The sequence below is a fragment of the Levilactobacillus bambusae genome, assembly GCF_003124125.1.
Classification (GTDB): Bacteria; Bacillota; Bacilli; order Lactobacillales; family Lactobacillaceae; genus Levilactobacillus; species Levilactobacillus bambusae.
Genome location: NZ_QCXQ01000002.1, coordinates 511,475 through 525,744, shown reverse-complemented (window position 1 = coordinate 525,744; position 14,270 = coordinate 511,475). Strand labels below are relative to the sequence as shown.

Genomic DNA, 14,270 nt, shown 5'->3' with positions numbered 1-14,270 from the left:
TAACCCCGATTCGATTTAATCGAACCCGGGTTATCAGCCTAATTTTTTGGCTCTCCAGTTAGTCGGCGAGGAGGGCCTTCGCCGTTTTTTCATCCGTAATTAAAGTGGTAGCGTAGTGTCCGGCCAAGGCGCCCCGGATGGCGGCCAGCTTACGGGCACCCCCCGCAACCAAGATGGAGTCCCGTTTGTGCTGTAGTTCATTGAGGTCGACCCCGATGGTTCGGGCATTGATGGGTTCGTCGGCGATCTCACCGGTAGCGGTGATAAACCGGGAATTAATGTCGCCCACCGCCTGACGTTGGAGCCGCAAAATTTCATCGGAATTCAGGTAGCCCAGTTTAAAGAGCAGGGCATCGTCCCTGACCGTTCCAACCGTAAAAATGGCAACGTCCGCCCGGCGGCCCTCATCAATAATATATTGAATGTGCCGATCCTCAAGCACCAAATCGTGGGTTTTGGCGTTATCAAAAATAACGGGCAGGGGCAACATTTCCGTTTCAGCGTGAAAGGCCTGGGTAAATTGGTTAATAATTTCGTTAGCGAAGTTGCTGGTCTGAGCGTGAGTAACGCTGCCCTTTAGCTGAACCATTTTGACACCCTGCTGTTCGTTTTGCGCTGGATCTAAATGGGCCGCCACCTGCTGCATGGTTTTACCCCAGGTGACGCCGATGAGGGTGTTGTCGGTAACGGTCCGCTGCAGGTAGTCAGCGGCTGCCTGACCGAGTTTGTCAATGATATGGTCGTAGTCACCGGTTGGCACGTAGGCAATGGCAACGTTCGCGAGGCCGTACTTTTGTTTGAGCTGGGCCTCTAAGTCCGTGACGTCCGCATAGGGATCGTTAATTTGAATGGTCACGTAACCGTTGTCCCGGGCAAACTGAAGCAGGCGCGAAATCGTGGGCCGGGAAAGCGACATCACCCGGGCAATTTTGCTCTGATCGTAGTTATCTTGATAGTAATACCGGGAAGCTTCAAGTGCTTGCTGAATCCGTTTGGTACTATCCATTGGGCTAGCCCTCTTTACGTAGGATTTGAATTGGTGGAAACCTTAGGTGAATATGGTGAGAGTAAAAAGAGACTTGAGATGACGAATAAACTCATACAGTACCAGCTATACGGGACGATGGCCGTCGCCGAAACGCCCACGATGGAACCCGCCATCAGCAGCTGGGCGCCGTACGGAATTAACCCCTGACCCACGCAGGAGTAAATATCTAAAATACTGGCGGTGTAGGACGGGGAAATCTGGTAGGTTTTGCTAAGCCGTTCGGATATGGGGCCGGCAATCATAATGGAAACAGTATTGTTAGTGGTAATCACGTCCAAAAGTAGGACTAAAAAGGCGATGGAAAACTTGCCCCCAATTTTGCCCCGGGCGTGTTGGGTGAGCTTGGTTAACAACCATTGAATGCCACCCATATGGGTCATTAACTCTGCGAGACCCCCCACCACAATGGAAATGAAGGATACGTCCGCCATGGATAAAATCCCCTTGTTTAACAGGGTAAGGGACTGAAATAGCGTAAAATCTCCGTGGCTGAGCCCGATTAAAATGGCGGTGACAATTCCGAGCAGCAACACAATGAGCACGTTGATGTTTAGAAACGAGAGCACAATGACCACCACGTAGGGGAGAAGGTTCAACCACTGCAGGGGTGCCAGGTGGCCCAAACTCACGGTGGCAACGGGCACGAAGGCAAGCGCCACGGTGGTTAAGAGGAAGGCTGGCAGGACCATAATGGCGTTGGTTTTAAACTTTTCAAAGATGGTGACGCCCTGAGTTTTAGCTGAAATAATGGCGGAGGCCGAGATTAAGGATAGGTCATCCCCAAACATCGCACCACTCACCACAACCCCCGCCAGAAGTGCCAAGTTAATGTGAGCGAGTTGACCAATATTAGCGGCAATCGGCATTAAAGCCGCTACGGTTCCCATCGACGTTCCCATGGCAAAACTGATGAGGCAGCCGAGGACGAAGACCCCTGGAATGATGAATTGTTTGGGCAGAAAGGTTAACCCTAAGGTGGTGACTGCATCAACCGCATGCATGGATTTGGTGACGTAGTAAAAGGCACCTGCCAACATAAAAATAACGATCATGAGCATCATGGTCTCTTGTCCCGCGCCCTTAAAAAAGATGGTCAGTTTCTCCTCTAATGTTTCATGATGATGCGGAATGGCTAAGGCAACCATGGTTGCTAGACTCATTGCGATCAAGAGGGGCATCGCCTCGAAGTTGCCGCTAATTACCCCACAGCTAATGTAAAGCACTAAAAAGAAGATAAGGGGAATTAAGCCAATGAAGCTGCCCTGATCTTGTTGATTATCGTTTTTCAAAAAAACCCCCACTTTCTGTAAAAACTCCTTCCATTATTATATCGGGTTTTTGGCGGAGTTGGGGAAAAATTACAGGTATTTAGACCCCTCTTTAACTGCCAGGGGACTAAGCTGGTGGTCAACAATGAATTGGCGAACCCAAGCTGGATCCGTTTTACTGTAGTCACGAAGGGACCAACCGATGGCCTTTTGAATGAAAAACTCATCGTGTAGGCGCTCCGCCTCAATGGCGGTCGTGAGTAAGTGCCGGTTCAATTGATCCTTCATAAGCAGCTGAAGGGTGATGGCCACCCGGCGTTCCCACAGGTTAACGGCTGATGAGTCAGCGCCCGGGTGAAAGAACCAGTCAAAGACTTCCCGGGTACTTTCTGGGTGGCGCAGAATAAACTGGGTGTATACCTTTCGCCAACTGTCCACGCTGTCCCACCATGCTTTAGTGGTGACGTAGGGCTTTAACTCCCACATGTTGTCGAGCGTGAAACGGCGAACGTTAGCTAGGGCCATGTCAATGGCAACGTACTGGTACTCTCGTTCGGTTCGGGCGTAGAGGTCAGCAATCAGTTGCTGCAGGTCAGCGATGGGCAACGTCTTGCTTTTGGTAATCAGCGGCTTAGACTGTTGCCGACGTGAAACGGATTTGACTCCCACAAAGGGAAACTGATCCTTCATGTACTTTGCCATGGGAACCTGGTTTTGAGCTTCTCCGATTAATTGAAACATCTGGCACCTCCTGAATTGTTATTGTTCTAAGTATAGCAAGAAGTACACCTAAAGGTTAGGCTTGTTAAACGCTTTCATTATTTTGCGAAATTGTGCTATAGTGAACGTAACAATAAGGAGGTCGTTATGATGGATACAATGGCAGTTTTTAATGATATTATGACAAATGCAACGGATTTATCGCTGGCAACCGTAACGGAGGACGGGCACCCGGACGTTCGAATCGTTCACTTTACATACCTGCCCGAAAGTCACCAAATTCTGTTCATTACGGGTGAGAAAACCGAGAAGGTTGTCGAGCTAAAGGCCCATCCTCAAGTGGCGGTCACCACCCAAGCGGTTAAGGGAACGGATGCCGTTCGAATTGTGGCGGCTACCGCTAACCCCGTTGAAAATACTGCTGAGCTGCGGGCCACCTACACGGCAAAGTTTCCGGACGCTGCGAAAATGATTGAGAATGCGGCCATGTACGTTATCGATTTTACCTCAGTAACGGTTACGGCCGGCTTTAAGACGGAAGTGGTGACCTTCTAAAAACTGAATGGCTAACTTAAGCGGCTCTGTAACGGAAAATGGTTACAGAGCCGTTTTTTACTATCGACGAACCGGCGCAGTTTGAACTTGATCGAGTTCAGCAAGGGTGGGGTATGATTTTTGCGTTCCGTAACGTGTTACGGTAACGGATGCGTACTCGTTGGCGTGCCGGAGGGCGACGGGGATGGGTTCACCGGCTGCAAAGTAGTGGGCAAACGAACCAATGAAGGAGTCGCCGGCACCGGTTGTATCAACGGCGTGGACGTGCTGGCCGGGAATGAGCTGGCTCCCGTTGACTGTCACCCAGAGGGCGCCCTTTGATCCTACCGTCACAATGATATTGCTAACCCCACGGGAAATCAGGTGCTGAGCGGCCGCTTCGATTTCCATTAAATTAGTGGTTGGCATGCCGGTTAAGGTGGCCAATTCGGTTTCATTAGGGGTAAAGAACTGCACCTTTGAAACGTAATCGACGTTCAATTCCCGGTTGGCCGGAGCGGGGTTAAGCAATACGGGAATCCCGAATTGTTGGGCCAGGTCAATGGCGTGATAGTTCGTTTCAAGGGGAACTTCCTGCTGTAAAACGATGAGCTTGGTCTGACGAATGAGATCCTGGTGCTGATCCAGAACAGCTGGTGTAAGTTCAGCGTTGGCACCCTTAATGATTAAAATCCGGTTGTCGGACGTGGGATCAACGAAGATGGGGGCCGTCCCGCTGCTGCAGGAACCGATGCCAACGCCGGCTGTATTAATCTGGTTAGTTTTAAAATTTTGGAGTTGCTGTTTGCCAAACTCATCGTTGCCAACCATGGTGATCATGGCAACGTCTGAACCCAAACGGGCGGCGGCAACCGCTTGATTGGCTCCCTTACCACCAAACCCCATTTCAAAGCTTGGGGCCTCAATGGTTTCGCCCTCAACCGGCATACGGTCGAGGTAGGTGATTAAATCAATCATGTTGGATCCGATCACGGTAATATCAGTCATGGAATTGTCCTCCTATTCAGTTATGCCTGTTGTTACGGTAAAGGATTTTTCGGCTTGGGGAGCTAAGAAAATGAGTGTGCCAGCCTGTTCGGCGGCGTGGTAACCCTCTGGCCGACTAGTTCCCGGCAGCGCAAAGGCGCCCACCTGTTGATCAGGGTTATGCAAAATCCACCGAGTAACAATCGGAAAATCGGCCGTCTTGAACCGGGTTTCGAAGGTCGCTCCAGTTGGCAGGTGCATTTGAAAAACGGCTTCCGGTGTTATGGTACTGAGATCATCCGTGCAGTAAACAATTTCGGGATCGTAGTGGTTGGGGTCGGATAGTTGACTGATGAGCGTCTGATTTTTTAATAGTTCGGCGTTATAAGCCAGCCAATCTGCCGTGGGATGGACGTGGTCGGGGACGGATTCACGCAGGTGAAACGCACCGTCCGGAATGTTTTGGGTCAGCGTGGCATCATCAACGTAGGCATAATTCATGTGGCACATATACTGCAAGGGCATGTCTTGGGCGTGAGAGAGGTTTTTTACGGTCATTTGAATGTCAAATAATCCGCTGTTAGGGTGCAGGGTAACGGCTGGCCGGGCTAAGTAGTGGTGGCCAAACCCCTTGACGTATTCAAATTCACTGGTCAGGGTGAGCGATGACGTCGTAAATTTGATGGTGGCCCGGGTCATTTCGGAGGTGGGAAATTCACCATGGAGTTGGTAGTCATCTTCTGGCCCCGGCGTTCCGTTGGCTAACAGGCCGGATGAAAATTGAAAACAGCCGTAAGTGTCAACAATTCCGGTTCCCGGGAGGGGTTGGGAAAACATATCCTTCATTTTGAGGGATTGACCGTCAAAAACGGCGTCCCAAATCATGAGCCCCATATATGGTAAAACAGTCAGGTAGCCCCGGGAATTAGTCAACTTCAGGGCCCGAACGCCTGAAGGATAGGTAAACGCCGTTACGGAAAATTGATCATTTTCAAAGATGAGGTGCGGTGCTTCCGTGAACTGACGGGGGGTTAAAAAGAGTGAATTCGACAAGGTAAGGAACCTCCTTAAAAACGTAATGTAATCGCTTACAATATTGAATACCCACAGCATACCAAATCGATTGTCAGATGTAAATAATGTTTTTGAAATTAATTTCAAAAACTTTTTTAGAAAAGTTTTTTTCTTATAATAAGTCATGAGAAATTAATCACATAAAAATTAAATTAGGTATTGAAATCGGTTTCAAATTCCTTTATGATTAATCCTGTTGATTAATTAATCGAGTGCAGAGATGTTCTTTTGCCAAAATGTAAAACGTTTTACGAGTTTTAATTTGTAGCCACTCAGGACACGTTTGAGGAGTGTGGAACATGGTTAAAGTCATGGTATTGGGCAGTATTAACGTGGACACGATTTTACAGTTATCACGGGTTGCGGTTCCGGGAGAAACGCTAGCTGTGAACGAAAAATCCAATGCGGCTGGAGGGAAGGGCGCCAATCAAGCGGTTGCTGCTGCCCGGGCCGGTGCGGACACAGCCTTTATCGGAAAGGTAGGGAAGGATGATCTTGGAAACAAGATGCTGAAAACCCTGCAAAAAAATAACATTGATACAACGCACATTGCCGAGGACAAGAAGCATGGGACCGGGAGTGCCACGATCTTGGTCTACGGCGACGGTCAGAATAATATTTTAGTTTACGGTGGGGCCAACCAGGAAGTGACGTTGACGGAAGTTAAGGCTGCCAAAAGCCAAATTGCGGCGTCCGACTTCTTAATTACCCAGTTTGAAACCCCACAGGAAGACGCCGTTTTAGCGTTTCAGATTGCAAAGGAAAATCACGTCACCACCATTTTAAACCCGGCGCCGGCCAGTGAAATTAGTCCCGATCTCTTAAAGGTAACGGATCTCATTATTCCAAATGAGACGGAAAGCGCGACGTTAACGGGGATTGAAGTTACGGATGAAGCGTCAATGGACGCCAACGCCGCCAAGTTCCGGGAAATGGGCGTTAAAAACCTCATTATTACGATTGGGGATAAGGGTGCCTACTACAATACGGAAAGTGCGGGCCACGGTTTTGTACCAGCCTATAAAGTACATGCAGTGGACCCAACGGCCGCTGGCGATACCTTTATTGGCGCCCTATCGTCCCAGCTAAAACCGGATTTAAGCAACGTCAAAGAAGCCCTCATGTTTGCCCAGCGTGCAAGTTCGCTAACGGTGCAAAAACTTGGGGCGATGCCATCAATTCCTACGCTGGCTGAAATTAATGCGGCCCAGGAGAAAGACGAGGAGAAGTAGCGTGAAAAAGACAACGGTTATTAATTCAGAATTATCAACGGTAATTGCCGGAATGGGGCACATGGACTGGTTATCCATTGGGGATGCTGGAATGCCCGTTCCCATGGGAACCCAAAAGATTGACTTGGCGGTGACGAAACAACTGCCTAGCTTTATCGACGTCCTAAAGAACGTCTTAGCGGAACTTGAAGTTCAACGGATCTACCTGGCCGAAGAAATCGTTGACCAGAACCCTGAGCAACTCCAAGCCATCAAGGATTTAATGCCGGGCGTTGAAATCACCTACGTGCCGCATAGTGAACTAAAGAAGGATCTGAGTCAAACCCACGCTTTTGTGCGGACGGGTGAAATGACGCCGTACTCAAACATTATTTTAGAGAGCGGCGTAACCTTTTAATTAACGATTGGAGTGACGATTTTGGATACAAATTCAACTACTGAGTCGCACGGTTACGTGCAGCTTTCTGACGGATACTTAAGTAAAACTCCCGTGTTTCAGTTCCTGTTAGTTTGCTTAATGTTCCCTCTCTGGGGGGCGGCTGCCAGTCTAAATGATATTTTAATTACGCAGTTTAAGTCAGTCTTTATGTTGAACGATGCGGCCACTGCCTTCGTTCAAAGTGCATTTTACGGGGGTTACTTCTTAATTGCCATCCCCGCATCATTAGTCATCAAAAAGTTTAGCTATAAATTTGCCATTATGATTGGGCTGATTGCCTACATTATTGGGTGTGCATTATTCTTCCCTGCCTCCCGCGTTGCCACTTACGGTATGTTCTTGGCCGCAATCTTCGCCATTGCGATTGGACTAAGCTTCCTGGAAACCTCCTGTGAAACCTACAGTTCCATGCTTGGGCCGAAGAAGAGCGCCAATTTCCGGATCAACTTTGCCGGAACCCTAGTGCCAATTGGTGACATCTTAGGAATTGTCCTTGGGAAGTACCTGATTTTTGGTTCCGTGGGCAACCTATCCGAAAAAATGAGCCACATGCATGGTGCAGAACGGATTGCTTACGGGGAAAAGATGCTGCAATTAACCCTGCGGCCATACAAGTACATCTTGATCGTTTTAATTGTGATGCTTGTTATCTTAGCCTTCACGAAGATGCCGTCCGCTAAAGCCATGGCTGACACCAAGAACGGGGAAGTCGTTGAAAAACCAACGCTGCGCGAAACCGTCCGTTACTTAGCCAAAAACACCCGGTTTAAAAAGGCGGTCTTAGCTCAGTTCATCTACGTTGGGATGCAGACAACGGTGTGGTCATTTACCATTCGGTTAGCGTTAAACCTCGACCACAGTTTAACGGATAGTGCTGCATCAACGTTCATGATTTACAGTTATATCGCTTGGTTTGCTGGTAAGGTCGTCGCCAACTTTCTTATGAACCGATTCTCCATCACCTTAGTTCTGACGATTTACTCCCTGTTAGGGACGGTTGCTTTGATTTTGACGATGACCATTCCCAACATTACGGCAATTTACATGGCAATTGCCACCAGTTTCTTCTTCGGCCCCGAATGGCCAACAATTTACTCTCACGCCTTGGATACGGTCCAAGATAAGAAGTACAATGAAACGGCTGGTGCCATTGTGGTTATGGGAATTGTTGGGGGTGCCTTTGTTCCAGCTATCCAAGGTTTAATGTCGGATGCAACGGGATCTATGCAGTGGTCCTTCTTCGTGCCAATGCTCTGCTTCCTCTTCCTAACGGTTTACTGGTTAATTGAATACCGTTATGATAAGAAGAACCCTGACTTAGTGGCAGAACACTAAGCATATCAGGTGACAAATTAAGTGAATGTGAAATAATGAGGCTGGGATATAAGACGTTCAGACCCTGCCAAAAAAGGAGAATGACCAGGTTCGATTGTCTTTTGATCGAATTTGGTCATTCTTTTTTTAGGGTTATGGTCTGTCTTATATCCCGTAACTATCTGGTCCGAAAGCATCCTATTCAAGGATGAAAAGCTTTCGGACCATGTTGCAAGAGTCGGCAATTTTAAGCGAAGCGAGCCTAATGTTCCAAACCATTTTTTAAGGTTGTTTTTTAGTTTAGAACCGTTATACTTAAGTTGTTGGTTAGAATGATTCTAATAAATCAGGAGGGGATTAAAATGCAACAGAGTAAAATTGTTATTGTTGGGGCTTCACATGGCGGGCATGAATCAGCCATTGAACTATTAGATAAGTATGATGATGTGGATGTTACCATTTTTGAAGCCGGCAATTTCGTTTCGTTCATGTCTTGTGGGATGGAACTGTTCTTGGAAAATCAAGTGACGGCTCAAAATGATGTTCGCAATTTCCGGCCAGAAGAGATCACCGAAAAGGGGGGCCACGTCTACAATAACTCCTTGGTCACAAGCATTGATACCGATAACCAGCAGGTAACGGTTAAGAATACCCAGGATCAGACGACTCAGCAAGTGGCTTACGATAAGCTGATCTTGAGTTCTGGGGTTACCCCCCACGCGTTGAACGTTCCCGGCAGCAACCTCGAAAACGTGGATGATATGCGGGGCTACGATTGGGCGACTAAACTTAAGGCAGCCATTGATAACGAGCAAGTAAAAAATGTGGTGGTGATTGGGGCCGGCTACATCGGGATTGAAGCGACCGAAGCCTTTACGAAGGCCGGCAAGAACGTGACCTTGATGGATGTGACTCCCAAACCCCTCATGACTTACTTAAACGATGAAATGGCGGATCTCATTACTAAAACGTTAGTGGATCACGGGGTGAACGTTAAAATGGGCGTCTCCGTTACCGGTTTTGAAGGAAACGGCAGTGTGACGGCCGTAACGACCGCGGATGAAACTGTGCCGGCTGATTTAGTGATTTGTGCAACGGGCGTGACGCCAGCGACCGATTGGTTAAAGGGCACCGTGGCGTTAGATAGCCGTGGATTTATTGAAACGGATGCTTATTTGCACACCAACATTAAGAACGTTTCTGCCATTGGCGACGCCATTAAACCGTTCGACATTCCGGCCAACCAGCCAATGCCAGTGGCACTTGCCACTACCGCCCGGCGTGAAGCCCAGTACGTGGTTAACCACCTCTTTGAAAAACGACCATCCCGGCCATTTAAGGGGATTGTTGGGGCATCTGCCCTCAGCGTCTTTGACCAGCACTTTGCGACCGCTGGGTTGAACGCCGTTACAGCTAAGAAAGCGAACGTTGCTTCAACTACGAGCTTTTATGAAGATCGGCTCCGGCCCGCTTACATTCCGGATCAGGATAACGCGAAAGTCTGCGTTAGTTTGACGTATGCACCGGAAAGCCACCAGATCTTAGGCGGGGCAGTCATGTCCACCTATGATATTACGGCGCAAGGAAATGTCTTGGCCTTAGCTGTGGCCCAACGGATGACGATTGAAGATTTAGCGGAAGCCGATTTCTTCTTTCAACCCGGCTTTGATCGGCAGTGGAGCCTGCTAAACTTGGCTGCGCAAAACGCATTAGGCAATGCCCGGTTCTAAACAACAAAACTAAATCTAAACCTATTTTTGAAACTCGCCGTATAATGTGGGTAAGCATTAGACTGTAATGCTTGGAAGGGGGAGTTTCAATGAACATGAATGGTATGAACATGGGTGCTTCAGACCCGAATTATAATCCGAATGATCAGGTATCCTTGGACGGTTTAAAACCCGCTCAAGAACCCTGCTACAAAAAGGGCGATCAGGTGACATTACTGGTTGACCATGTGATGGCACATATGATTATGAAGATGAAGGGGGCTCCTGCAACTATCGTAGCAGGTTACAATACTCGGGCATACGCCGTCGACTTTTACACCACGAACGACCACACCTACGTTAAGGATCACAAGTGGGTCATTCAACGGGAAATTAAGGGCCAGACGGATGATTCTGCACCGTTAGCTAACGGAACGGAAATCACGATGGAAGCCAACCACATGGCTGGTATGAAGGGTGCAACCGGGACGATTGTTTCCTCTCAAGCCGGCAACGTCTACATCGTGGATGTTCCTCCTTATGATGGACAGCCAGCGATGAACAATCACCGTTGGTTCCTCCAAGATGAAATGAAGCCATTACAGAAATAACCGAAAGTCTTCCTAGCGCAGTGTGGCAGGGGCATAAAACGTTCAGGCCATGCTAAATAGGGCCCCGGATCAGATTCGATTGTATTTTGATCGGATTTGGTCCGGGGCTTTATTTGGTTGTGGCCTGGTTGATGTTGGTACTGGTAGGTGAGGGAAGATTAATCAGCCCGAGGATCGGCGCACCCATAGTCGGGCTTCATCCCTCAACTTCTTTCGGTTAACTCAGCAACTGAATAATGCTAAAGCCCAGCATTTTCCAGTTGCTATGTTAATCCTCAGAAGTTACCCGAGGGGTGGCGCACCCTCAGTTGGGTTTCGCTCCTCAGCTTTCTGCGGTTAACCCAAGAGGCAAATAATGCTAAAGCCCAGCATTTTCCAGTTACTATGTTAGTCCTCGGAAGTTACCCGAGGGATGGCGCATCTTCCCCTAAAATTCCTCAAGCTAAATCAACACCCTAACTTGGTTGGCGTGTTAAGATGAATTCAGATAAACGAAGGGAGTTTTGTATTATGGCAGAAAATTATGATAAGCGTGAAGACGAAACATTGGATCGAATCAGCAATACATTGAGTAAGTTAGATACCACACTTGGTAAAGAAGACACTGATGTAGATAAGGATTATCGGACGCGGGCATGGTTCGAAGAACACCGTGCCATTCATGAAATCAAGAAGGCCCTTCATGAAGTCGGCAAGTACGACGATTACGATGAAGATGCATACAACCAATTCGTTAAGGACTACGATAAAGCAGTTCAAGATTTTGATAACTAATGACTAACCAAGAACACCTGAACTTACCGGTCAAAGGTAAGTTTTTCGGGTGTTTTTTTAGATTTAAGATTGATGAAAAGGCTTTCTAAATCAGCTTTATTGTGACATAATGAACATATCTTAAAATATGGAGGGATTCAGATGAGTCATCGATTAGACGGAAAAGTTGCGATTGTGACGGGTGGAACACTAGGAATCGGGGAAGCCATTGCGCACCGATTTGTGGATGAGGGCGCTAAGGTCGTGATTACTGGCCGGCATTCTGACGTTGGTGAAGCAGCCGCCAAGAAAATTGGCGGCCCAGATGTGATTCGGTTTGTCCAACAGGATACTTCTGATGAAGCCCGCTGGGACGAAGTCTTTGATGCTACAGAAGAGGCATTTGGTCCTGTAACAACGATCGTAAACAACGCTGGAATTGCGATCAATAAGAACATCGAGGAAACGACCGCTGAGGACTGGCACAAATTGATGTCCGTTAACTTGGATGGGGTCTTCTACGGAACGAAACTGGGAATTATTCGAATGAAGAACAAGAACTTGGGGGCCTCCATCATTAACATGTCTTCCATTGAAGGTTTTGTGGGCGATCCTAACTTAGCGGCCTACAATGCTTCTAAGGGTGCGGTTCGGATTTTCTCAAAGTCGGCAGCCCTTCACTGTGCGTTGAATGATTACGATGTCCGGGTGAACACTGTGCACCCCGGCTATATTAAGACACCGTTAGTGGATGATTTACCGGGAGCCGAAGCGGCTATGTCACAACGGGATAAGACGCCAATGGGCCACATTGGTGAACCTGATGACATTGCCTACATGTGCGTTTACTTAGCCTCAAATGAATCTAAGTTTGCCACGGGATCTGAATTTGTGGTTGACGGAGGTTACCTCGCGCAATAGAGATGAAGGGTGTGGAGCCACTCGGTAGATCCTGAGGAGTAACGTAAGAAACAAAATATGCTGGGCCTTAGCATCATTTGTTTCTTGGGTTATCCGGAGGGATCTGAGTGGAGGAACCCGACTAAAGGGTGTGGAGAGCCTCGGTAACACTCGAGGATTAACGTAGGAAGCAAAAAATACTGGGTTTTAGTATTATTTGCTTCTTGGGTTAACCGGAAAGAGTTGAGGCTTACAACCCGACTGAAAGGGTGTGGAACCCGACTGACTACATCTAAATAAGGCGGATGACCTGATCTGGTCATTCGCCTTATTTGGCATTGTCAAAATGGCTAATGATAGTAGATGCTGAGGGCCTTATCGCCACTCAAATGACTAGTTTTTGGTACAATGAACGTGATTGAAACGCTAACGGGGAGCGGCCTAAACGGAAAAATTAAGCTGGGGGATTGGGATATGCGAAAACGAATCGGGATTTTTATATTGGGGCTTGTCATTCTGTTTGGTTTGGGTGTAGGGGGCGTTAACCTGCACGCCTACCTTCAGGACCGGCAAACTTACCGGGCAATGGTGGCTAAACCCAGTGAAGTGGCAAAATGGTCGGCCGATGATCACCCGTTAATTTCGCACTCCCAGTTTCAAAAGGACGTTCACGAGACGTTGAACCGAAATAAAGGGGTTAAAGCGGTTAAAAAGAACCAGGCAGCAAAGTCCTTTGTCATTCCGGGTCTCCGGGGCGCTTGGTCCATTAATCATCAGACAAAACGGTTGGCGTTCGGGACGGATTGGGTACCGCAGGGAATTACCGAAACGCCAAAGGACTATTATATTAGCGCCTACGACGGGAGTCACCGGCTCAATTCGCTAATTTTTATGGTCAGTAAGCGAACGGGAAAGTATGAAAAATCCCTTTTGTTACCCACTAAGTCACACGTGGGTGGAATCACGTACGATCAAGGTCACCACCGGTTATGGTGGTCCACCGACCATACCCAGTTTGCTGGTCTTTCCTATGCCTCTATGTCAACGATTCAAAGTTACGATGCCCAAAAAGTCCATCGTCCGATTCAGACCAAGTCCATTAGCATTCCCTGGGCCAACCGAACTTCGGGCATTGAATTCTATAATAATAAAATGGCCATCATCCAGTATGGGGCCAATAAAGCTAATCGGCAGGTCATCTTCGTTGGTTTAAACGCCCAAACGGGACTGCCGGCTAAAAATATTAGCCAAATTCCGGCCTTGCAGGGCAACCTATCGCTGTACGGTTACTTAGACGCGTTGTTCAAACAGGGGCAGCTTATGTCCGTAGCTAACGGTTACGATCGGATGCAGGGAATTGCGATTACCCGTGACGGGATTACAATCATTTCGCAGTCCAACGGCAACCGGGATTCTAAACTGATTGTCAGGCAGTCAAATCTCACTGCCGGCCCTGAATTTACCTTTTCTACGAAGAATATTTCGGGGAGCACCAGCCTCATTGTTCCACCGTCCGTGGAACAAATTAGCATTAATAAGCCCACGAATTCCCGTGTGGCCCTCCTGTTTGAAAGCGGGGCAAAGAAGTACCGCGAGGAAGGTAGCTACCGGCACCGGCCGGAAATTACCGATCGGGTGCTCGTGTTACCGCTGGATATTACCCAACAGAAGTAAGGGGAGG

The 14,270-nt window shown here is 48.1% G+C and carries 14 protein-coding genes; 9 read left to right on the top strand and 5 right to left on the bottom strand.

The window, feature by feature from the left end; genetic code table 11:
* Nucleotides 1–58: 58 nt before the first annotated feature.
* From DCM90_RS05340 to DCM90_RS05330, 3 genes are all read right to left on the bottom strand, one after another.
* Nucleotides 59–1,006, bottom strand: a complete 948-nt coding sequence (locus DCM90_RS05340; protein ID WP_109250302.1) for a sugar-binding transcriptional regulator — start codon at nt 1,004–1,006, stop codon at nt 59–61.
* 14 nt (nt 1,007–1,020) lie between these two features.
* The gene (locus DCM90_RS05335) at nt 1,021–2,337 is read right to left on the bottom strand and encodes a Na+/H+ antiporter NhaC family protein (RefSeq protein WP_165815218.1); all 1,317 of its coding nucleotides are present in this window, start codon (nt 2,335–2,337) and stop codon (nt 1,021–1,023) included.
* 69 nt (nt 2,338–2,406) lie between these two features.
* Complete coding sequence (locus tag DCM90_RS05330; RefSeq protein WP_109250300.1) at nt 2,407–3,057, bottom strand: DNA alkylation repair protein; 651 nt, start codon at nt 3,055–3,057, stop codon at nt 2,407–2,409.
* Nucleotides 3,058–3,186: 129 nt separating this feature from the next.
* Here DCM90_RS05330 and DCM90_RS05325 point away from each other — a divergent pair, with 129 nt between their 5' ends.
* Nucleotides 3,187–3,591: a pyridoxamine 5'-phosphate oxidase family protein gene (locus tag DCM90_RS05325; RefSeq protein ID WP_165815217.1), complete on the top strand. Its 405-nt coding sequence runs from the start codon at nt 3,187–3,189 to the stop codon at nt 3,589–3,591.
* A 60-nt stretch (nt 3,592–3,651) separates the two neighbouring features.
* On the opposite strand, the gene rbsK (DCM90_RS05320) is transcribed toward DCM90_RS05325, so the two are convergent.
* Nucleotides 3,652–4,578: a ribokinase gene (gene rbsK / locus DCM90_RS05320; RefSeq protein WP_109250298.1), complete on the bottom strand. Its 927-nt coding sequence runs from the start codon at nt 4,576–4,578 to the stop codon at nt 3,652–3,654.
* Nucleotides 4,579–4,590: 12 nt separating this feature from the next.
* Nucleotides 4,591–5,610, bottom strand: coding sequence for an aldose 1-epimerase family protein (locus DCM90_RS05315; protein ID WP_225365973.1), 1,020 nt, complete (start codon nt 5,608–5,610; stop codon nt 4,591–4,593).
* 320 nt (nt 5,611–5,930) lie between these two features.
* Between DCM90_RS05315 and rbsK (DCM90_RS05310) the strand changes: the two genes are divergently transcribed.
* From rbsK (DCM90_RS05310) to DCM90_RS05275, 8 genes are all read left to right on the top strand, one after another.
* Nucleotides 5,931–6,863 carry a ribokinase gene (gene rbsK / locus DCM90_RS05310; RefSeq protein WP_109250297.1) on the top strand — a complete coding sequence of 311 codons (933 nt, stop codon included), beginning with the start codon at nt 5,931–5,933 and terminating at the stop codon, nt 6,861–6,863.
* Nucleotide 6,864: 1 nt separating this feature from the next.
* Nucleotides 6,865–7,260 (top strand): D-ribose pyranase, encoded by a 396-nt coding sequence (gene rbsD, locus DCM90_RS05305; RefSeq protein WP_109250296.1) that lies wholly within the window; start codon nt 6,865–6,867, stop codon nt 7,258–7,260.
* Nucleotides 7,261–7,281: 21 nt separating this feature from the next.
* On the top strand, nt 7,282–8,637 hold the full coding sequence (gene fucP, locus DCM90_RS05300) for an L-fucose:H+ symporter permease (protein WP_109250295.1): 1,356 nt from the start codon (nt 7,282–7,284) through the stop codon (nt 8,635–8,637).
* A gap of 341 nt (nt 8,638–8,978) precedes the next feature.
* A complete protein-coding gene (locus tag DCM90_RS05295; protein ID WP_109250294.1) occupies nt 8,979–10,346 on the top strand; it encodes an FAD-dependent oxidoreductase in 1,368 nt (455 codons plus the stop codon).
* Nucleotides 10,347–10,435: 89 nt separating this feature from the next.
* A complete protein-coding gene (locus tag DCM90_RS05290) occupies nt 10,436–10,936 on the top strand; it encodes a YdhK family protein (RefSeq protein WP_109250293.1) in 501 nt (166 codons plus the stop codon).
* A gap of 510 nt (nt 10,937–11,446) precedes the next feature.
* The gene (locus DCM90_RS05285; RefSeq protein ID WP_109250292.1) at nt 11,447–11,710 is read left to right on the top strand and encodes a hypothetical protein; all 264 of its coding nucleotides are present in this window, start codon (nt 11,447–11,449) and stop codon (nt 11,708–11,710) included.
* Nucleotides 11,711–11,851: 141 nt separating this feature from the next.
* Nucleotides 11,852–12,610: an NADP-dependent (R)-specific alcohol dehydrogenase gene (locus DCM90_RS05280; protein ID WP_109250291.1), complete on the top strand. Its 759-nt coding sequence runs from the start codon at nt 11,852–11,854 to the stop codon at nt 12,608–12,610.
* Nucleotides 12,611–12,997: 387 nt separating this feature from the next.
* On the top strand, nt 12,998–14,263 hold the full coding sequence (locus DCM90_RS05275; RefSeq protein WP_109250290.1) for a hypothetical protein: 1,266 nt from the start codon (nt 12,998–13,000) through the stop codon (nt 14,261–14,263).
* Nucleotides 14,264–14,270: the final 7 nt, after the last annotated feature.

What these genes read in the sequence shown, in the direction of transcription:
- DCM90_RS05330 (WP_109250300.1), bottom strand. Translation starts at nt 3,057, where the DNA reads ATGTTTCAATTAATCGGAGAAGCTCAAAACCAGGTTCCCATGGCAAAG.
- DCM90_RS05295 (WP_109250294.1), top strand. Translation starts at nt 8,979, where the DNA reads ATGCAACAGAGTAAAATTGTTATTGTTGGGGCTTCACATGGCGGGCAT.
- DCM90_RS05285 (WP_109250292.1), top strand. Translation starts at nt 11,447, where the DNA reads ATGGCAGAAAATTATGATAAGCGTGAAGACGAAACATTGGATCGAATC.
- DCM90_RS05340 (WP_109250302.1), bottom strand. Translation starts at nt 1,006, where the DNA reads ATGGATAGTACCAAACGGATTCAGCAAGCACTTGAAGCTTCCCGGTAT.
- rbsK (WP_109250297.1), top strand. Translation starts at nt 5,931, where the DNA reads ATGGTTAAAGTCATGGTATTGGGCAGTATTAACGTGGACACGATTTTA.
- DCM90_RS05275 (WP_109250290.1), top strand. Translation starts at nt 12,998, where the DNA reads ATGAACGTGATTGAAACGCTAACGGGGAGCGGCCTAAACGGAAAAATT.
- DCM90_RS05280 (WP_109250291.1), top strand. Translation starts at nt 11,852, where the DNA reads ATGAGTCATCGATTAGACGGAAAAGTTGCGATTGTGACGGGTGGAACA.
- rbsK (WP_109250298.1), bottom strand. Translation starts at nt 4,578, where the DNA reads ATGACTGATATTACCGTGATCGGATCCAACATGATTGATTTAATCACC.
- DCM90_RS05290 (WP_109250293.1), top strand. Translation starts at nt 10,436, where the DNA reads ATGAACATGAATGGTATGAACATGGGTGCTTCAGACCCGAATTATAAT.
- DCM90_RS05325 (WP_165815217.1), top strand. Translation starts at nt 3,187, where the DNA reads ATGGATACAATGGCAGTTTTTAATGATATTATGACAAATGCAACGGAT.